The sequence below is a fragment of the Carboxylicivirga mesophila genome, assembly GCF_018271975.1.
Lineage (GTDB): Bacteria > Bacteroidota > Bacteroidia > Bacteroidales > Marinilabiliaceae > Carboxylicivirga > Carboxylicivirga mesophila.
The window spans coordinates 22,120-42,901 of the sequence record NZ_JAGUCN010000029.1; the positions used below are offsets into that span (position 1 = coordinate 22,120).

General features: G+C 39.2%; 14 protein-coding genes. 3 read left to right on the plus strand and 11 right to left on the minus strand.

Annotated features, from left to right (window positions below; genetic code table 11):
• Positions 1-91: 91 nt before the first annotated feature.
• Together KEM09_RS19125 and KEM09_RS19130 are read right to left on the minus strand one after the other, a co-directional pair.
• Complete coding sequence (locus tag KEM09_RS19125) at positions 92-2,512, minus strand: ABC transporter permease (RefSeq protein ID WP_212230770.1); 2,421 nt, start codon at positions 2,510-2,512, stop codon at positions 92-94.
• Positions 2,512-3,195 carry an ABC transporter ATP-binding protein gene (locus KEM09_RS19130; protein WP_212230771.1) on the minus strand — a complete coding sequence of 228 codons (684 nt, stop codon included), beginning with the start codon at positions 3,193-3,195 and terminating at the stop codon, positions 2,512-2,514. The genes KEM09_RS19125 and KEM09_RS19130 overlap by 1 nt, the downstream gene beginning before the upstream one ends.
• A gap of 379 nt (positions 3,196-3,574) precedes the next feature.
• On the opposite strand from KEM09_RS19130, the gene KEM09_RS19135 reads away from it, so the two are divergent.
• Both KEM09_RS19135 and KEM09_RS19140 read left to right on the plus strand, forming a co-directional pair.
• Entirely contained in the window at positions 3,575-4,951 is a 1,377-nt protein-coding gene (locus KEM09_RS19135) for a sigma-54-dependent transcriptional regulator (RefSeq protein ID WP_212230773.1), read from the plus strand.
• Positions 4,941-6,302: a sensor histidine kinase gene (locus KEM09_RS19140; RefSeq protein WP_212230774.1), complete on the plus strand. Its 1,362-nt coding sequence runs from the start codon at positions 4,941-4,943 to the stop codon at positions 6,300-6,302. Before KEM09_RS19135 ends, KEM09_RS19140 begins: the two co-directional genes overlap by 11 nt.
• Before the next feature lie 56 nt (positions 6,303-6,358).
• Here KEM09_RS19140 and KEM09_RS19145 read toward each other — a convergent pair whose 3' ends face one another.
• A complete protein-coding gene (locus tag KEM09_RS19145) occupies positions 6,359-7,000 on the minus strand; it encodes a redox-sensing transcriptional repressor Rex (RefSeq protein ID WP_212191796.1) in 642 nt (213 codons plus the stop codon).
• Positions 7,001-7,149: 149 nt separating this feature from the next.
• Complete coding sequence (locus tag KEM09_RS19150; RefSeq protein WP_244825114.1) at positions 7,150-7,998, minus strand: hypothetical protein; 849 nt, start codon at positions 7,996-7,998, stop codon at positions 7,150-7,152.
• Positions 7,999-8,256: 258 nt separating this feature from the next.
• On the opposite strand from KEM09_RS19150, the gene KEM09_RS19155 reads away from it, so the two are divergent.
• Positions 8,257-10,002, plus strand: coding sequence for a response regulator (locus tag KEM09_RS19155; protein ID WP_244825115.1), 1,746 nt, complete (start codon positions 8,257-8,259; stop codon positions 10,000-10,002).
• 347 nt (positions 10,003-10,349) lie between these two features.
• Here the strand turns inward: KEM09_RS19155 and KEM09_RS19160 are convergent, their stop codons facing one another.
• The 7 genes from KEM09_RS19160 to porV all read right to left on the minus strand — a co-directional run bounded on the left by KEM09_RS19160 (position 10,350) and on the right by porV (position 20,706).
• Entirely contained in the window at positions 10,350-10,736 is a 387-nt protein-coding gene (locus KEM09_RS19160; RefSeq protein WP_212230775.1) for a DUF3859 domain-containing protein, read from the minus strand.
• Between the two features lie 11 nt (positions 10,737-10,747).
• Complete coding sequence (locus KEM09_RS19165) at positions 10,748-12,955, minus strand: tetratricopeptide repeat protein (RefSeq protein WP_212230777.1); 2,208 nt, start codon at positions 12,953-12,955, stop codon at positions 10,748-10,750.
• 7 nt (positions 12,956-12,962) lie between these two features.
• On the minus strand, positions 12,963-16,805 hold the full coding sequence (locus KEM09_RS19170; RefSeq protein WP_212230778.1) for a translocation/assembly module TamB domain-containing protein: 3,843 nt from the start codon (positions 16,803-16,805) through the stop codon (positions 12,963-12,965).
• 2 nt (positions 16,806-16,807) lie between these two features.
• Positions 16,808-18,634, minus strand: coding sequence for a BamA/OMP85 family outer membrane protein (locus KEM09_RS19175; protein WP_212230779.1), 1,827 nt, complete (start codon positions 18,632-18,634; stop codon positions 16,808-16,810).
• Between the two features lie 89 nt (positions 18,635-18,723).
• Positions 18,724-19,005, minus strand: a complete 282-nt coding sequence (locus tag KEM09_RS19180) for a thioredoxin family protein (RefSeq protein ID WP_212230780.1) — start codon at positions 19,003-19,005, stop codon at positions 18,724-18,726.
• Between the two features lie 3 nt (positions 19,006-19,008).
• The gene (ispF, locus tag KEM09_RS19185; RefSeq protein WP_280516773.1) at positions 19,009-19,494 is read right to left on the minus strand and encodes a 2-C-methyl-D-erythritol 2,4-cyclodiphosphate synthase; all 486 of its coding nucleotides are present in this window, start codon (positions 19,492-19,494) and stop codon (positions 19,009-19,011) included.
• 66 nt (positions 19,495-19,560) lie between these two features.
• The gene (gene porV / locus KEM09_RS19190) at positions 19,561-20,706 is read right to left on the minus strand and encodes a type IX secretion system outer membrane channel protein PorV (protein WP_212230782.1); all 1,146 of its coding nucleotides are present in this window, start codon (positions 20,704-20,706) and stop codon (positions 19,561-19,563) included.
• Positions 20,707-20,782: the final 76 nt, after the last annotated feature.

The window sequence follows — 20,782 nt, forward strand, 5'->3', positions numbered from 1 at the left end:
GAGCTTAAAAGGAAGTGTTAAATTGATATATGATAAGAATCTTAGACAAAACTATCTGCTGAACAATATAATCTCTGCTAAAATTGTCAGATCATGAATTTACAGGACGTAAACTCACGCCTCTAAAGGCCTGAATAAAAGTAGCAATAAATGAAAGCAACATTAAAACCAATGCCCAGAAAACGAACACAAAACCTCCAACGAAATCAAAATAAGCATAGCTGCTTCCCCAGGCCTGAATAGCCCAATAAGCAGGAAAAGATGCCAAAACAACACCCAGCACAACATATATTCCATACATTGAGAAAACCTGAGTCATGATCAATTGCCGCGTTGCTCCCAAAATGTTTTTAACCGCTATACCTTCTGATTTATATTCGATTACGAATGCCACCAGAGCAATAACACCCAATAGGGCAATAAACAAGGAAAGCAGTGCAAAAACGGACATAATCTTCGCAATCCGTACATCATCATCATATAGTCCATTTATGCGATCCGTAAGCATTGAATACACAAAAGGCGCACCTTCTGAGTAATTACCCCAGACCGATCGCACTGCCTGCATATCCAAACCCGTTCCACTTCCTTTCTTAATTAAAATATATTCGAAACGCATTTTTTCCGGCAATAACATCAGCGCCAGGGGTCGAATTTCGGTAAAGTACGATTCAAAATGATAATCTTTTATAACTCCAACAGTACTGAGGGACCAATTTCTATTACCATAAACTTCGAGTTTTTCATCCAATGGTTTTCTTAAGTCCAACTTCTTTATGGCAGCTATATTAAGGTTAATACCAAGACTATCTCCCAGTTCATCGCTCAAAAACCGTCCTGCTTTTAACTGTAATCCCAGTACTTTAAAATATTCTTCATCTATATAATTGATAGGCAGCATATGCACCCGCTCTTCCTTGCCGTTGCTAATACGGAACGCACCCTGAAAATGGTCATCACCAGGCAAGCTATTACATGCACTCACATACTCTACCCCATCTATCTTTTTAAGTTCGCTCTTAAACGCCTCAAGATTATTACGAACCGCATGTCCCCGCTCAACAACAATCACATTTTCACTATCAAAACCATGATCATTCGTTCTCACATAATTTATCTGCCACCACATAGCTGTGGCCACCACAACTAAAAACATGGCCACGCCAAACTGACTTGCCACAAGCAAACCACGCACAACAAATCCACTCTTTCCAATTTTATAAGAGCCAGAAATCAACTTCCCGGGCTTTCTTCCGGAAAAGAAAAACGCAGGGAAACTACCTGCCAAAAGCCCAACGAAAAGCAAAATGACTAAAATTCCAAAGAAATCCACCCAGCCTCTGAAGAAGTCAAATTCAAGGTTCAGTCCAAAAAACTGATTAAGGAAAGGTAACATCAGCTCCAGTAAAACCATTCCAATAAACATGGCTCCTAAACCATACACCAGAGCCTCCACCAAGAATTGAGCGATTAACTGCGTACGCGAAGCACCGACCAATTGTCTATAACCCACTTCCTGATATTTGACCCTCAACTTGGCTGTCGTCAAATTCATAAAATTGATGCATGTGGTCAGTAAAACAAATATTGCCACAAACACAAAAAGCTTAATGTAAATAGGTTTTGAGTTCACTCTCAATTCTCCATCTAAGTGGGAATCGAAATGGATGCTCTTAATGTTTTGAGCAAAAAATGACAGCTCAATACTATTTCCGGCTTGCTCATCTTCAACAACTTTTTGAACCTGCGGCACAAAAAGCTTATCCTTTTGTTGATTGATCTTATCCATAAAGGTATCCGACTCAACACCATCCTTTAGCTTCAAATAGGTATAGCAGTTTAAATACAGCCAGTCATTCTTCCAGTCCTCCAGGTAAGCAGAATCGGCTTTATTTAATAGAATTTCATCGATTGTACTAAGTGATGCCACAAACCCAAATTGGAAATGAGTTGCACCCGGCACATCTTCACATACACCTACTATCTTGTAGTTTATTCCTTCACGTTCAAGGGATTCTCCAACAACATCTATCCTGCCAAAGTACTTATATGCACTTGATTCTGTTACAACCAGCTGCCTTGGAGCATTAAAAACAACAGAATCAACTCCTTCTAAAAATTTAAAATCAAACAAATTAAAAAAGGTGGAATCACCAAACATAAATCCATCCTCATTAAAATGCTTATCCTCATAAGACACTACATTATTTGCACCAGGAATAAATCGAACCACTTCTTCCACATCGTCCATTTCCCGAAGCATTACAGCCAATGGCATCGGCGACGTAGCACTATTGATATTATTATTTCCTAATATGCCTTCCGTTGCTACACGGTATATTCGGCTGTTATGAGTAAAGGAACTATCATAACTCAATTCGTGTCGTACTAATAGAATAACAAAAAGTCCTAATACCAAACCAACAGACAGACCAAAGATATTTAGCAAAGCATAAACACCTTGCTTTCTAATACCTCTGATGGCTACTTTGATATGGTGATTCAGCATCATTACAGACGATTCTTTATATTTTCAGTTACTACATGCCCATCAAACAATTGTATCACGCGCTGCCCTCGATCGGCCTCAAGAGCCGAATGAGTAGCCATTACTATAGTAAAGCCCTCTTCATTTAAAGAAGACAATACCTCCATTATCTTATTACCACAAGCTGAAGTCAAATTCCCTGTGGGTTCGTCAGCTACTATCAAGTCTGGATTTGTAATTATAGCCCTGCCAATTCCTACCAACTGCTTCTGCAGAGCAGATAATTGTTTTGGAAAATAGTGTTTCAAATGCGAAACCTGCAGTTTAGACAGTACCTTCGCCACTTTATCCTGCCTTTCTTTCTTCGAATACTTCAGGTACTTCAATGGCAGTTCAATATTCTCGTATACATTTAATTCATCAATCAACCCGAAATTCTGGAAAACAAACCCTATACCTCCGCGCCTAAGATTACTCCTCTGACGATCTTTTAGGCGACTTACTTCGTGCCCCATAAAAAATAACTCCCCCGAGGTAGGCATTTCGATTAATCCAATGATATTAATTAAAGTGGACTTTCCGCTTCCCGAAGGCCCAAGAATTACCACATATTCACCCTGTTCAATGTCAAGATTGACATTTTGAAGAATAGTGCTCTCAATGGAACCATCCCTTAATACCTTTGTTAGATTTCTTGCATGAATCATGATTAATCAAATATATGTACGATTTTGAAACAACCTTGTACGAAATCGAACATCTTTATTTATACTATTTTCTCTAGATTATCCCCTTTTACTAAGCTCCCGTATATCCATCAACAATTTCCAATTCACCCCAAACTCCTACTATACTGAAACTTAACCTTTAAATCAGATTAATTTGTTCTACAAATGTATATGAATTCTTGATGAAACAAATACCACTTTCCATGCCACAAGCCTTAATGCCTTATAATCAAGTTCATTACAAAAACGGCATTCTTTTTGGTCGTTTGAAGCCAACTTAATAACCGTACGTTTTCGAACAATTCCTGACGGGTTGTTGGCAATTTATGGTATATTTAATAGCGAAAAACTCAATGCGATGACAAAAAAATCAGGACGTATACTTGCAATAGATGATAATGCGGACATATTATTTGCACTCAAACTACTTCTTAAACCTCACGTTGAGAGCATAACCACCTCAACCGATCCCAATAAAATTCCGGCATTAATGGCCGATGAGTCGTTTGATGTAGTGCTCTTGGATATGAACTTTACAAAAGACGCTATTAGTGGCCAGGAAGGTTTCCAGTGGCTGGAGAAGATCCTGGAAATAGATCCTTCTGCAGTGGTCCTGTTTATTACAGCCTACGGTGATGTAGAAAAATCAGTAAAAGCTATCAGAGCTGGTGCCACTGATTTTATTCTGAAACCCTGGCAGAACGAGAAACTGCTGGCAACAGTCAACTCAGCCATTCAGCTGCGTCAATCACGTAATGAAGTAAAAGACCTAAAAAGCAAGCAACAAGAGATTAACACCATATTAGATCAGCCATTTGCCGATTTTATCGGCGTATCGCCTGGTATGCAAAACGTGTTTAACACCATTAAGAAGGTAGCAGCGACCGATGCCAATGTACTGATTCTTGGTGAAAACGGAACAGGTAAAGAACTTGTAGCACGAGCACTCCACCGCAATTCGTTACGCAACAACGAAAGCTTTATTAGCGTTGATTTAGGCGCCTTAAGCGAGTCGCTTTTTGAAAGTGAATTATTCGGACATGTAAAGGGTGCATTTACCGATGCTAAAGCCGAGCGTCCCGGACGATTTGAATTAGCTTCCGGAGGTACCATATTCCTCGATGAGATTGGCAACCTTTCGCTTCCGTTGCAGGCCAAGCTACTAACAGTATTAGAAAGACGGGAGGTAACACGTGTGGGTGCCAACAAGCCGAAACCTATCGACATTCGCTTAATTTGCGCCACCAACATGAACCTGAAGCAAATGGCTATGGAAGATAGCTACCGCCAGGATTTAATTTATAGAATTAATACAGTAGAAATCGAACTACCTCCTCTACGCGAGCGACCCGAAGATATTCCGGTATTGGCAGACCATTTCTTAAAAATATTCTCGAAGAAGTATAAAAAGAAGATCAATAAACTTCCTGCAAAGGTGATTAAGAAGCTCACCAACTATCCATGGCCAGGTAACGTACGTGAGTTTCAACATATACTTGAGCGCACAGTTATTATGAGCGAATCTCCGAACCTGGAAGAATCCGACTTTCAACTATCCTCGCTTCCAACAAGCTCAGAGGGTTTTGAGTTTGACACTTATAATCTTGAAGACATTGAAAAGCAAATTATCGAGAAAGTGTTACGCATGAACAGAGGAAATGTGTCAAAAGCAGCAGCCGATTTGGGCCTCACCAGAACATCACTGTATCGAAGACTAGAAAAGCATGGTTTATAATAACTTCAGAATAAACTTCATTGTAAGGACCTTGCTATTGGCAGGGTCTATTTTTGCATTCTTCTACTTGTTTTTCAATACAGAGCTAACCATGACGCTTGTATTGGTAGGTCTGCTCATTGCCTTTCAGATATTTGCAATGATCCATTATGTTGATCGTACCAATCGTGTATTGAATAACTTTCTGGAGTCGATTCGTTACTCTGATTTTACACGCACATTCCAGGTCGAAAGCCTTGACTCATCGTTCGACAAGCTCAAAAAGTCATTTAACGAAGTAATTAAAGATTTTCAGGAGGTGAGGGCCGAAAAAGAGGAAAACTACTACTACCTGCAAACCGTTATTCAGCACATAGGTATTTCATTAATTGCCTACAGTAAAGACGGCAAGGTGGAGTTGATTAACAATGCCACCAAGAAACTTTTTCAGGTGCGTTCGCTCAACAACATACAAGCCTTAAATGATTTCAGCCCAGAGCTTGTAACCAAGCTACTTAGCATCCGACATGGTGAAAACACCTTGATTCGTGTTCAGGAGAAAGATGAACTTTTACAATTGGCCATCTATGCTACCGAGTTTAAGATTCATAACCGCACCATTCTTTTAACCTCTATTAAGAACATTCAGGATGAGCTTGAAGAGAAAGAAATGGAATCGTGGCAAAAACTGATTCGTGTGCTGACCCATGAAATTATGAACTCCATCACACCTATTTCATCCCTTTCTTCAACCATTACAATGATCCTGAAAGATTTATCAGGCAGCCTTAAGGAGAAAAACATTGCCAGTGAAGACATTGAAACCATTGAGGAAGTTGAGGGAGCATTACAAACCATACACAAACGCACGGATGGCCTGCTTCACTTTGTGAATACCTATAGAGATTTAACTAAAATTCCGACGCCAACTTTCTCGATCTTCCCCATTAGCAAATTATTCCTGAATATTAAAGGTTTATTGAGTGAGGAAATGAAAGCAAAAGGCATTAATTGTAAGATTAATATCGAACCCAACTCATTGGAGTTATCAGCCGATGAAAAGCTGATTGAGCAGGTGATTATTAATTTAGTTAAAAATGCCATGCAGGCACTTGATACAAGGCCAGAACCGGAAATTCAGCTCAATGCCTTTTTAAATAAAAGAGGCCGCATCACCATCCAGGTGATTGATAACGGGCAAGGCATTCTTCCTAACGTACTTGATAAGATATTTATCCCATTCTTCACCACCAAACCGCAAGGCTCTGGTATTGGACTTAGCTTGTCCAAACAGATATTACGTTTGCACGGTGGTAATATATCGGCCTATTCGGAGCCGGACACAATGACGAAATTCACACTTACTTTCTAAAAATAAAAAGAGGTGCTGTTTAACTCAGCACCTCTTCTTCATAAAATATCTCTAGCTTATTCCGCTTTCATCCTATTAAACATCACAGCCAGATGGGCATATAACGAAGTATTCTGCACCACCACATCCTCATCTACTTTGATACGTACCGGCGTAAAGTTCCATAACGCCCTTATACCAACTTCCACGAGTTTATTAGCAACATCCTGAGCCTTATCCACCGGCACCGTCAGAATACCAATTTTGGCAGTTCCTTCGTGCATCTTAGATAACTCTTCAAAATGATAGATAGGTACTCCTTCAATAGTTTTACCAACCACCTCAGGGTCAACATCAAATGCAGCCACAACCTTTAACCCAAACTGCTTTAAGCCATGATCATGTAATAATGCTTTACCCAGGCTTCCAACTCCAAAAAGATAGGCCTCGTCAACAACTGTAAAACCTAAGAAATCTTCCAACACTTCTATTAAAGGCTCAACTTCATAACCCACGCGGGTTTTACCAACAATGCTGGTATATGATAAATCCTTGGTTACCTGAGTGGGATCAACCCCCATATCCCTGGCAATTAATGTTGATGATATGTGCTTTAGTCCTTCCTTTTGTGCTAGCTTTAAATAAGCCAAATAACAAGGCATGCGTCGAAGCGCTGGCTCCGGTACCAGGTTATTTTTTTTACGATTTGTTAGCGGCATGGTGATTTTTTCAACTATTTAACAATCCTACAAAAATAATTAAGTTTTTGAATGATAAGCCTCTTCAGCTATTAAAATTGTCAAGACAAATATCATTTATACACCTAATAAGGGCTACGATAGTAACAAAATCAATCCAGATCCTTACACTAAGACGCCATCTTTTTTAGATCTTTTTCTAATAATCCGTCTCTATTTTTCGCATTAACCATATGGTAATCAAAGTAATAAAAAGTTGAACTATCCGCGCCGATTAATATCTTGTAACACCGTGCTTTATACTTAGTGCCTTCGGGCCCCACCTTATGCATAAACACCACCTTGCTATCTCTTCTTTCAATGGCTGCCTCAACTTCATCCTGGCTTACAATTTTCACATCGTACGGATATACACTCTTTATCTTTCCTATGGAATTAACCTCTGCTGTTAAATCTTCTTTTACCAGATACAGAGTTTTTCCATTCAATGACTTAACATTATTGTTATAATACTTAAATGCATTGGCTTTAATCAATTCAGGACGTTCGTTCATCAACGTTACATGATCCTGAATAAAACGAATAAAAGCTTCTAATTTATAGGCGTAGCTTGTATCCTCTACGCGCAGGTATGAAAGAGGTAAAGAACATAAATCGGGCAGATCTCTAACCTGAGTGTCTGATTCACCCAGCAATAAACTTAAGAAATTATAACGTGCTTTGGTTTTATCAACATCAAATGTTGCAACAGTAGTAAGTAGAAATGAATAGGCCGGATCATTGCGTTTATCTTCAAACTCAGCATTAGAGATGAATTCAAATTCGGTGAGAGTCCAAACCGACTCCATCACCTCTTTAATCTTAAAATTAAAATCACTCATCGGATTTACATCCATCACCACCAGTGTTTTGGTCTTTAAGAAAGCTTTATACTCCTCTTTGGTCGGTAAGTGCTCTTTGGCAAACATTACAGAGCTCAGCAGCAGAGTACAGATTGAAATCAATATCGTCTTCATCATTTTTTTTGTTTTTCTGTTCATACGCGTTTCCACCCTTAAACGGTTACATCAATTTGCATATATTTGTTCATTATTAAAAATCAGTTACTGATGCGTGAAAATAAGTTATTCGCTTATTTTTGTTTAACCAACAATTAAAACACATTATAAACAAGCAAATAAACCAAAACATTAAGGCATCTTAAGAAGTTTTAATAGAGGGAACGAAGAATTGAGGAGGTTTGGTTAAAACGCGTAACACAACAAATTTAAGAACAGATGAAACTACTAAATACTTTTCTCAACTTGTTTAAAATGGATAACAAGGATAAGGTTGATGACGAGGAGCAAAACTCACTACTAATCAACAACCTTATTAACTTCTTTCTTTTCTGCATCGTTTTTATAGAAGGTATCATTAGCCTGCGTAATGAAAATAACTTTTATGCATTCCCGCTATTAACATTGAGTCTTGTATTTGCTTTCCACTTTGTATACCTCACTCGCAACTCAAAAGCCAAAGGTATGCAGAACTCATTATTCTTTTTCTCTAGTATTACATTTCTGTATTTTGTAGTTTTTGGTAGCAGCACAGGTATCGACATAATCTGGTCGGCATTATTCCCTCCATTTATTATTTCGTTGATGGGCATGAAAAGAGGCTCTTTTCTTTCGATGCTTTTCCTGACCATAATAGCAGCTGTTGTATTACTGGTTAATGAGTTTGGAATAATCGCGTACTCAAAACAATATACGTTGGTTGAAAAGGTGGTATTTCTGGCATTCTATTTAATATTCTTCATTACCACCTACGCCATTCATTACACCTATACTGAGATTATCCTCAGAAAAGAACGACGAGTACTTGATTCTCAAAATTTTAACAAAACTCAGGAAGAACTTATTTCAAAATTATCACACCAAATCAGAACACCTCTTAGTAACATCACTGGTATCATCGACATTCTGGAAAAAACAAATTTAAGTGACGACCAGCGCGATTACATTAACACGATTCATGCTTCGTCAAATAACCTGGTGAATGTTGTTAACAACATGGTAGCCGCATCAACCACCAACTTTAACCAGATACCAACTGAAGAAGTTAGTTTTAATTTGTATTCCACAATTAACAACACTATAAAACTATTTCAGGACGATCAGGAGAAGAAAAAATTCAGCCTTTCATTATCAGCTGACATTCCCACCAACCTGATTGGCAACAGCATTAAGATCAAACAGATTTTCCTTAACCTGCTTAACAGCTTGTTGAAATACAATAAGTCGGAGCTTAAAACCATTACCATTGAAGTAACCCGTAAGGAACTACTGCCCGACAAGATTACACTGGCATTTCGTATTATAAGCAATACGGTTGTTCCTATTCCTAAATCGGAATTAGGAGAAAACGCCATCCATTCTTCGGATGTCATCCACCTTAATCGCTCTAAATACATTAACCTACTTGATTTGGGCATAACACAAAAGATTATCGAGATGGACGGCAACTCCATCGAGATTATTCCGGATTCGGTGAATACCACTATTGAATTCTCGGCCACATTTAAAGAAAATAAGAAGAGCCAATCGATAGAGAGCATTAAACCGCCTACCAAGCAATCTGAAAACTATTTCAAGCCGGTAGTAGACATTGCCGATGCCAACATTTTGCTGGTAGAAGACAACTTTAGCAATCAGCAAATCATCATCTTGTATATCAAAGATGAAGTAAAAAAGATAGAGGTTGCATTTAATGGCAAAGAAGCCCTGGATAAGTTCGGAAAGGTGAAATATGACTTGATTCTGATGGACGTTCAGATGCCCATAATGGACGGGTTCAAAGCCACTGAAAAGATTAGACAAATAGAAAAAAGCACTGGTACGCATACACCTATTATAGCCGTTACTGCCAACGCATTCCCAGAAGATAAAGAAAAATGTCTGGCATCAGGTATGGATGATTATATCAGTAAGCCATTCCAACCAGAAGATTTAATAAGGAAAATTAAGAAACATCTTAGCTAACAAAACAACTCATTATTTACAATTTAACAGCTAAAAAGCAGACTTGATAATCGATAATACTATTTTATCAATTATCTCTTACCGATTGATACTATTCGTTCTCATTGGGTTAAAAAAAGTCAACTCACTGTTAATTACTGTTAAACACTCTTGATATTACCACATTGCCTTGTATGTTTGTAAATTAAGAGTGATAAGCAGAAAAAGATGAATGACATGAAGAAAGAGACAGACATAACCTTAAAATTGAAACGCAAAATTCTAATTTATTCGATAATTGAAGTAGCATTAATTATTGCTTTACTTGGCTTTATTATGTTTTTGATCTTTGTTTTGATGAGCTAAGCTCATAAACAAAGTGTAATGACCTTATCAGCCAGCACCTTCCCCTCCATCATTGTAATAAGTCGCCACTCCCCGGCTTTATCATTATACGGTTCCCATACCGTATCACCCAGAAAAAACTCATAATCGTTTGAATTGACGTAATACTCGCCCACAAATGGGGGCTCGGTTTCTCCTTTAGTATTTTTAAATGGTGGGTGTTCTATTCTAAAGTCCACTTTTTTGCCCTTAGCTCCTTTAATTTTCAACACATAGCCAAATTCCAGATCCGGTCTTATTTGTACCCTATCAGTAATTTTCAGCAACTTAGGTAAGGCTCTTGATTGGCGCTCCCAGCTGCTATATTCTCCATAACTATATAGTTCCCAGCTTATTTTCTTCTTAGCCATAGATGCAACTGCTAACTTTCGAGGGAATACCTGATTTGATCGAGCATAAGCGGGATATCGCCAGAATCAATGCCATGCTTTCTCAGGTAAGGCACATCCTCCTTAAATGTTTCAATAAATGCTTCCAGCGAATGCCCGGGAAGTTGAATACTTTTCTGATAATACGATAGCGCTTCTTTCCGTTTCCTGGTGCACCAAAGGGTGTGACCAAGGTTAATCAGATCATGTTTATTTTTCTCTGCTACAATCAACTGGTGATAGTACTTTTCAGCCTGGTCAAATTTACCTTCCACAAACGAACACCAGGCAATTGGTCGCCCTACCTTATTATTACCCGGATCGAGGTATTCAACCTTAAAGAAATATTTCAGAGCTTCTGAGAAATTCTCCAATTCGAGCAAACAATGGCCAATTGATACCTGTGTGTGGAGATTATCAGGTCCCAGCTTCTCAGCTTCTTTATAATATTCAAGCGCCTTCTGAGGATTTTTAAGATGACGGTAACACAAGGCTATTTTCTTTTTATTCCACATACTATTGCCTGCCGTTAAGTCGGCTTTCAGATAATAGTTAAGAGCTTGTTGGTAATTACCCAGCTGCTGATGACAGTAGGCAATCTTCTGTATCACATCAGTTGCCTCCTCATGTCTATCATTAACAATAACAAATATTTCAAGCGCATCTTCAAGGTAATTCTTTTTAAAAAAGTACTCCCCAATTTCGCGTAACGATGCTGTATCATCCATTAACTGATTGAAAAACCAGCGATTATGAAAATCCATTTTCTGGTCGAACACATCAACAAACTGATGCTTCTGCGGGTGAACCTTCAGCAAGCGATATAAATCCTGAATAAACTGATTGCTGGCAACCAGTTTCTGCTGATTGGCCTGCAATACCTTTTCATCCTTCTCCAGTTCAACCATCTGCTCAATTTCGGCCGAAAACATTTGCCCCATCATTTCTTTTTGCATACCCGGCATGTGAGGTATGCTAAGTATTAGCGAATATTTATCTGAATTACACAAGAATCGAGATGATGCAAGGCCATCCAACAGGCTCTGGTTACTAAAAACGGCATCCTCTTTAAAAAGAGCCTGTTGCACCTCAGGATGCGACGGATAAAATGGCAGGAGCCAATTGGAAATCTCATTAAAGAAAGAAAAATGCTTGAGGTGCTTAAAAGTTGACAGGAATACATCCGCACCTTCCATCTGCCATTGGGTTAGTTCCTCCATCTTATTCAACAGATTCGGCGAATCTTTAAATACATCCTCCCAATCAGGGTTTTTCCCTTCACCCAGACTGTCACTAATCAGGTTATCTAAATCCAGCTTGTCGTTCAGTTTTGGATGCATTTTAACAACCTCTGGCAGAATCTCGTCATTCAATTTTTGTGAGATGCGCTCTGTTTCGCGTGTACGAATCAATTGAATGGCAATACTCTGGATCAGGGTCTGATAACCTCCTTCTTCAATCATCATAAACAGTTGCGTGTACAATTCCGGGTACAAAGGCAGGCGGGCATCGTATTGATTGAGGGCTAACAGAAGCGCTGTGATGGCGCGAGCATTTACCTCATCTTCAGGGTGATTACTCAACTCAATTAACAGATGCATGTAATCATATGAGAAGGCATTCATCAATGACAAATGAATTGCACCAATAAGCATTGACTTATAATACGCCGGCAATGTACTTTTCACTAATAAGCCCTTTAGCAATGATTTATTTGCACTGCCAATTGCCGAAGATGCCCAAACCAGATTAAAAAGCTCATTCATGAGCTTCCTCAGTTCAGGGTGATGTTCGGCAGAAGCATCAACCACCTTTTGTAGTTCAATACTGCTCCATGTGGCTGAAATTTCATTGATGATTTTTTGAAAGCTTTGCTCATCATACTTCTTGTGATACTCATAAATCAGCTCATTAGAATATTTAAGCAAAAGAGCTTCCCTGACTTTATCGGCCAACTGATAAACATCCCGAATCAAATGATTGTAAATCTTCTGACGTTCAGGATCTGATATGCCCTCAACGGTATATTTCAGAATATTTTTGTAGGTAAACTCGATGTTATAGTGTTCATCAATTAAGTTACTGTTCTGCGATTCAACAGCCATTCCACGCAAAATATCGAGGCAATCCTTAATATTTTTTTGTGCCAACAGCTGACAAACTGAATTATGCTGCACTTTTATTTCTTTCACATTCATCATTGCTTATCTATTTAGCCGATTCAAATTTCAAAATTACATCAAAACCCGATGATTTGGAAGCACCTCCCTGCAAACGGAAGAACAATAATTTACTCACCTCGTATTCAAGCGTAATCGATTCGGGAGTTATTTCATCATCCTCAGTCTCACCAAAACCACGTTGATAAATAACAAACAGGTCATTGGTAATATACTTCCCAACCACGAAGGCTGCACTGGTCCAGTTTTCGGTGGCATTTACTTCAATCATATCCAGTTTAAGTCGCTGACCTATGGTTGAGTTAAGCGATGAAGTCACCATATTGGCCAACATATTGGAACCAACTGATCCAATAATACCATTCTGCCCCGAATAGCTCAGCTCATCCATTGTTTTACCAAACACCATGATTGAAACGGCATCTGACTCTGTTATAGAGTTCTCGTCCAATGTAAACGCAATGGTTGGCTCGGAGAGCTGTTCACTCACAATTAGCTTTAGTGAGTGCTTTTCTCTATCTCCTCCCCGAAACACATATTCGGCACTTATATCCAGCCTTGGATCAGCCTTTTGTCCTCCCATAAAGGTAATGACGCCTTCATTAATATTAAATTTACGTCCGTACAAGATATAGTTACCCCGAATAATATCCACATCGCCAAATAACTCGAAATAATCACCCGTTTTAGCAATATCAAAATCTCCACCAATTTCAATATTCATATTTTCACCCTTCAACCAGGTACTTCTGGGAATCTCAATGGTCATTCGCCCTCGCAACTGCTTTAGAAGTGGCAAACTCTCTCTCTTTTCATCCATCTCCAGCTCCAGACGAACGCTATCATCTTCTTGTAAAGCCTGCACCAATAGCGGCACATCTTTCATTTGATTCTGCTTATTATCGGCATCCATCAAACCTGGAATATTGAATGATGAACGATTTACGAGCACTTTCCCTCCAAACTGAGGATTACCCAGGGAGTCCGTTTTATAATATGGGCCTCCGCTAATGTTTATATCGTAATTTTTATGATTCAACACATGAAAATTATTCATCTCTGTTGTTACATCGGAAGCTATTACCTTTCCGGAAACTATTGTTGAATCAAACAGCAAGTTACCATTGCTTTTAAAATACCCTTTATCGGAACCAACATATAATGAATCAACCGATAGGGAGGCTCCTTTAAAGTTGAACTTCCCGGCAACATCTTTGTAGTAAAGTCCTTTCTCATGACTTGTTATATACCCGTCTTTCATGTTTATCTGCCCATAAAAAAGCGGCTTGGTCAGCTCTCCGCTTCCATTCACAACACCACTAAACTCAACTCCTGCTTTGGTATGCCCTGATTCAGCTACTTCAGGTGTATCAAACCGCAAGGAATCAATCACCAGCTTTGCGCTAAAGGTATTCGGCGGTTCCAGGAAATACCCTCGCGCGGAATCGACACCATACACCATGGGAATCGCCAAATGCGCATGTACGGCACTATCCAGCTGTGGCAACCAGGTATTCAACTTTAACGTATCGGTATCGTAATGAACTTGCCCTTCTGCATCCGGAAAAAGCAATTGCCCTATTTTAGGTGATTCTAAGTTATATTCAGCGCTTAAATGCAAACCTGTCTGTTGTTCTTCCAATACTGCATGAATGGATAACAACCCATCAATAGTGTCGTCACTGGCCACAAACCTATTAAGTGGCAGCAGATTTAACTGATTAATTGTAAACTCAAAATCAGTGGTATCTGCTGCACTTAGCATACCTCTGGCATTTACATAAAAAGCACTATCAACTTCATCTTTAATCTCCAAGTTATCAATAAGCAATGTTTTTCCATGAAGTTGAATACGCTGTAAGGTGTCTGTTAAGTAATAGTTAGCCACTGGCAAACTGAGCGATGCTTTATGAATCCTTAAATCAACCGTATCGCCCAATATCACTTCTGATTCTATATAGCCATCAAGGTAGTTATGATTGGCAAATTGAATGGAAGAAAGCAAATGCCTATTATCAAAGTCGAAATAAGTTGTCAGTGAATCAAGATAGATCGCACCTCTTTCAGCATTTTTAATATCAATCATACCGGCTACAACCATTGAATCAGCCTTATAAACACCGCTAAAAGTTGCCCTTACCGAGTCGCCCGAAATCTCCTCATAAGCTATATCGCCAAAGTCAAGCTCACCTTGGTAATTAAATAAATCAGGACGCCCGTTTAAACTAAGAAATGCTGCGCCTTTCGTGAATGTGACTGGTGGCATACCAAACTTTTGTAAACCTAAAAGGCTAGTAGTCTCAATTCTGGCATTGGCCTTAAATGCCATATCTGCTAATCTGTATTGTCCGTTTGCCTCTAATCGATTGTCCACAGTCACTAAAACACACGTATCTATCTGCAAGAGACTATCAACTAATTCTGACCGCACAAAAACAGAATCTATTGAATAATCAAACACCTTGCTGTGCGACAGATCGGCTTCGGCATTAAAGTGGCGCGGCTCACTTAAAATATTTGTCCCGGCAATTTCAATGCGTCCATTGATAACGGTATTTTTCATACTGGGTTCAATGGCCTCCACATCAAGGTTATTCGTATTAAAGTTAGCAGTGTAGTGAGGAGTGTTATATAAATCCTTGATTATTAATTGCCCTTGACTTCGACTCTTATTATACACTATCAGCACATTAGCATCAATACTATTACTCTCCTGGCTAGCATCGATGAATAGTGTATCGGTTACAGTACCATTATAGGTTGACTTATTGAGGCGCGCCTGAAGATTCAAATCTTTCTTATAGTCTAATAAATCTACACCATCAACAGCGATTGAACCATTCAAATGCGAGTTTGTCGCTTTGATATCCAACCACTCCTCCGGAACAAACTGATTGAATGCCAGCCTGATGTTAAAACCCACATTGCTTCTCTTTTGAATTATAGCCTCCGGATGTGCTTTAATGGTACCATTTAAGCTCACCGATTTGCGTCCTTTTTCAAGAAGAATATTGCATAGAGTATTATCCTTTTGTGATGCCATCTGCACCCTCATCTTTGAAACTGTTCGCAAAGGCAGCTGTGGCAGAAACTGCTTAACCTCATCACTATGGATAGGTCCTCCGGTTAATGCAATATCAAAATCGTCGCCTGATAAGTAATGTCCTTGCCCATGCAATAAAGACTGTGCACTTTGTAGCAAAAGACTATCTACCTGGAAAGCTTTTCCTTGCTTCCTTATTTGTACAAAGCCCTTCTTAAGCTGAAATTCTGGCTCCAACAATTCAAAAGTCATTTCATGCGCCCTAACAGAAACATCCCTATCGGCAATAGATGTGCTACCTCCGATAGTTATATCTGATAACCCCAGAGAAGCTTGTCCATACTTCAACTGCAGTCTACCTTTGCCATTAATCAGTTCAACATTACCCGCATCAATCTTCCAGGGGAAGGAGGATAAAGTCTTCTTATTCTTGGGTTGCATTGGTTCAAACACATATGCCACATGCAGTGTAGAACTATCTTTAAACCACAAGTTAAAATATGGTGAATAAATCTTCAGTGAATCTACGTGAATTTGCCTTTGAATAATCTGACGTAGTTGATACTTTATACTTATGGAATCGACGGCTAAAACAACAGAGTCTCCCTCAACCAATGTAATATCAGTCAGAAACAATGAATTGTATAAGCTACCTCTTAGTTCACCCACTTTTAATTCTCCATTCAGGCGGGCATTAACCAGCTGCAAAGCCTTTTCTTTGGCATAATTACGAAACAGTTTGGTCTGAGTAAAAGCCATCAATAGCACAACTATCAGCAAGAGTGCACTGATAATTATAGTCGTGTATTTAAGTGCTTTTTTTACCATTATCAGAACGGGTTTCCTATATTAAAGTGAATCTGCCAGGTGTTGTTCTGCTCAAAAACAGGACGCGCAAAATCCAGACCAACCGGACCTATGGGCGTTTTAAAACGGATACCAAAACCGGCCGCATAATGTAAATCATTGAGTCGATAATCAAAAGAATTCTGCCAAACATTACCTGCATCGCCAAATAGTGCCAACACCACCTTGGGCGAAAGCAAATAACGCCATTCAATACTGCCTTCGAGCAAACTATTACCACCTAAAGGTTGACCGTTGCCATCTTTGGGCCCCAACTGTGCTCTTGCCCATCCCCTTACCGAATAGCTTCCACCAGCATAAAAGCGCTCCTCAACAGGTACCAAATCATCGCTTCGCGACATAAAGGCCAAGCCCATTTTTCCTTTAAAGGCCAAAGTAACTCCCTGCGATATGCCAAGGTATTTCTTGTATTCAACCAAGCTTCGGTAGAAAGGCACTGACTCCTCAATAATAGTTCCATTACGTTTGATGTTGACTGCCAATGAATAGCCGGTTACAGGATCCAACCTGGGGGTGCCATTTGAAAATACAAAACCTATAGCCACACCCGATTTACTATAGCTAGAGGATTGGTCGTACTGCATGTCTCGCGCCTGAGTGGTCACCAAAACAGAGTCGGAATTAACCTCCTCCAGATAAAAATTAACAGAAGAGTTAAAGCGGTCGGTAAAATGCTGCAATAAAGTCAGGTTTAAGCCTTGCCTGGTTACTCTATAAGCCGGCTCATGCTGCTTCATAAAGTAGGGGTTAATGTTCAGTGAATTAAACGGGAAAACAACGGCTGGCTGAATGAAATTAAGCTGAAAGTTGTAGGGCTCAAGCGCAGAATGCTTTGCAAACAAGTTAACGCGACCTGTCTTAGTGATGACGCTTAAGTACTGCACATCGCCAAACACCCTGAATTTATCTTCGCTACCATAACCAACACCAAATCTTGAAGTCAGCCTTGGCGCCTCTTTAAGTACCACCAATGTTGATAAAGTATCTGGCTTATCATCTGTAATCAGAGTCTTTATTGAGGCCACCCTGAACATTCCCAGGTTGTAAATCTGCTTTTGCGATTCATCAATTTCGTATTTCGACCAAACATCACCTGGCTCAAATCGCAATTGTTTAACAACATTTTTAGTGGGTACGCGTTCATTTCCTTCAACAGTAATATTACCAAAGTAGGTCAGCTTATCCTTCTTTATTATCCACTCTAAGTAGGCCATATTCTTGAGTGTATCAACCACTAATTGATGCTTCACTCGTGCATAGGCATACCCCATGTTATTCAATTCATCGTTGATAAAGGCCTGGTCGGCAAAGAACCATTCATCCCTAAAGGGCTTATTAACCTTCAATTGGGATTGTAAGCGTATTTTCCGCTGGGTTTTCTTACTAAAGAACTGCTGGAAACTATCTATTGAATCAACGGTATAGGTCACTTCCTCGAGTTTAACCGGCTCTCCTTCGTTGATATTATAGATGATTTTAACCCGCTTGCCAGATGTTACCTTTATCTTAGGCTCATCAAAGGTGACATTTAAGAAACCTTCTTTTTGATAGGCATATTTAATCCGTTCCTTGTTATCTTCATACAAAGGCATGGTAAACCTGTCTGCCTCTTTATTAAAAAAGCGTTCCCCTGTTTTACCAGATGTTTTAATGGTTAGCTCCTCTTCAAGCCTGGATGAACTGATTGCATTATTCCCTTTGAAAGAGACTTTTTTAACTTTAAGAAGCTCTTGCCCATAAATACAGTATGAGGCTACATAAAGAAATATGAGTGTTACAAGAGTTTTCAATAAAACGAATGTTATTTAAGCAAAAATATACTCTTATTGACATACCTGATAAACAAGTAATTGCCCTTATAGTTTCTATACTTCAGTAATTAGAAAAGCAAATGATAAGGGCGTTCAATGGCTTCCTTGAGTTGAACAATAGAAACATTTCGGGCATAACGATAATACTCCCGCCCTTCGAAAAACACCAATATAGTGGGAACGGTAAACACCTGATGACTGGCAGCCACTTCAGGTTCTTCCTCAGTATTTACATACTGAAATGCCATCTTTGGAAACTCTTCTTCAAGAAGCTGTTTAACTTTTGGCATTAGTACCTTACATACATTACAATGCTGATGCGAGAAATACTTTAGAATAGCCGTTTCCATATCTCATTTATTTTTCTGAATTAAAACCGTAGCATAAGCCGCAATACCTTGCTGAGTGCCCACAAAACCCAGTTTCTCAGTGGTAGTAGCTTTGATGGCAATATCTTCTTTATCAATAGTCATCACACGTGCAAGCACCTCCTGCATTTTCGGAATAAGCGGTTTCAGTTTAGGTTGCTCAAGGGCAACAGTCGAATCAATATTTCCGACTTCATAACCAGCCTCTCGCAGTAGTAGCATTGTTTTGGACAATAAAATTTTGCTATCAATTCCCTTGATGCTTGGGTCTGTATCGGGAAAATGAAAACCTATATCTCGCATATTGGCAGCTCCCAGCAGGGCATCACAAATAGCATGTATTAAAACATCCCCATCAGAGTGACCAATGCTTCCTTTGGTATGCTCAACTTTTATGCCGCCAATCCACAATTCTTCTCCTTCTCCTAATTTGTGAACATCGTATCCAAAACCAACTTTTATATTCATCATAGTCAATCAAAAAAAAGACCTTAAGGAAATTCCCTAAGGTCTCTTCAAATATAATGAATAAAGTTGTTATCGCATATCGCTTAAATCAAATGATAACGAAAAACGCATCGTATTGGCCAATGGGTTGTTTTGCACCATTGGAATAATATATGAGGCATCCAGGGTGAACATGTTAAATTTCAAGCCAAAACCGGCTGAAGCAAATTTTCGGTTACCTTGATTCTCATGTTCATGGAAATAACCGGCACGAATGGCAAACTGCTTGTCATACCAATACTCAGCACCTAACGAAAAGGTCACCTCCTGCATTTCCTGCTGGAAGCCACCAGGTGCATCATTAAAAGAGCCGAAGATAGCAGCCGGCACTGACTTGCCTTCGTTAGGATCTACCCAATTTTCATCAGCATCATCTGGGCGAATCTGGTTAGATGGTACCAATAATTTATTAATATCAAGTGCAAATGAAATTGAATTATACTTATCCAGCTCCATGGCATAGCCAGTTCCCAGCTTCAGATTAGTTGGTATATACTCTTTGTTAATGCCATCATAACTGATTTTTGAACCTATATTAGAAATATTAATCCCTGCCGTAAACTCGGCATCGTTACGATTAACTTTCATGGGCTGCTTGAAGTAAAATGCCATATCGGCTGCAAATGCATTACCAGCTTGCAAATCGCCTGTTTCTGAATAGCCATTAGTTAGGTCAGAGCGGATATAGCGAAAAGCCACAGCTCCCGAGAACTTATCAGACAGAACACGGGAGTAAGCTGCATCAATTGCAAATTCATTGGGTTTACCACTGTAAAGAGGTGTTCCTATTCCGTCGGTAAATTCAATTGTTCCCATCGAAAAATACCTTAAAGACGCACTAACTGTTTGCATCTTATCCAGTCGATAATAAAAAGTGGCTGTTGACATATTGATGTCGTTCACCAACTTGCGCAACCAGGGAGTAAACGAAACAGAAACTCCCATTTCCTCCTCCATAAAAGCATATTTGGCAGGATTAAGAAACTGAGAATTCATATCTGGTGATGTGGCTACACCTGCATCGGCCATACCGGCAGCTCTCGAATCCGGATTGATATTTAAAAAGGGAGCTGCTGTTGTGATGGCATTGTTACCGTCAGATTGTGCAACAATGGTGTTAAAGCTTAAAAAAAAGGCAAAAGCAACAAGGCTAACTTTTAATACTGTTTGATTCATATATTGATTCATAATTATTTACTTCCTTCTAAGTAATTAGTAAAAAGGTCAGGTGAATATTTACAGAACTGCAAAA

Coding starts and splice junctions, on each gene's coding strand:
- KEM09_RS19170 (WP_212230778.1), bottom strand. CDS start 16,805: ATGGTAAAAAAAGCACTTAAATACACGACTATAATTATCAGTGCACTC.
- KEM09_RS19130 (WP_212230771.1), bottom strand. CDS start 3,195: ATGATTCATGCAAGAAATCTAACAAAGGTATTAAGGGATGGTTCCATT.
- KEM09_RS19140 (WP_212230774.1), top strand. CDS start 4,941: ATGGTTTATAATAACTTCAGAATAAACTTCATTGTAAGGACCTTGCTA.
- KEM09_RS19150 (WP_244825114.1), bottom strand. CDS start 7,998: ATGATGAAGACGATATTGATTTCAATCTGTACTCTGCTGCTGAGCTCT.
- ispF (WP_280516773.1), bottom strand. CDS start 19,494: ATGATGAATATAAAAGTTGGTTTTGGATACGATGTTCACAAATTAGGA.
- KEM09_RS19160 (WP_212230775.1), bottom strand. CDS start 10,736: ATGGCTAAGAAGAAAATAAGCTGGGAACTATATAGTTATGGAGAATAT.
- KEM09_RS19145 (WP_212191796.1), bottom strand. CDS start 7,000: ATGCCGCTAACAAATCGTAAAAAAAATAACCTGGTACCGGAGCCAGCG.
- porV (WP_212230782.1), bottom strand. CDS start 20,706: ATGAATCAAACAGTATTAAAAGTTAGCCTTGTTGCTTTTGCCTTTTTT.
- KEM09_RS19180 (WP_212230780.1), bottom strand. CDS start 19,005: ATGGAAACGGCTATTCTAAAGTATTTCTCGCATCAGCATTGTAATGTA.
- KEM09_RS19155 (WP_244825115.1), top strand. CDS start 8,257: ATGAAACTACTAAATACTTTTCTCAACTTGTTTAAAATGGATAACAAG.
- KEM09_RS19165 (WP_212230777.1), bottom strand. CDS start 12,955: ATGATGAATGTGAAAGAAATAAAAGTGCAGCATAATTCAGTTTGTCAG.
- KEM09_RS19135 (WP_212230773.1), top strand. CDS start 3,575: ATGACAAAAAAATCAGGACGTATACTTGCAATAGATGATAATGCGGAC.
- KEM09_RS19125 (WP_212230770.1), bottom strand. CDS start 2,512: ATGATGCTGAATCACCATATCAAAGTAGCCATCAGAGGTATTAGAAAG.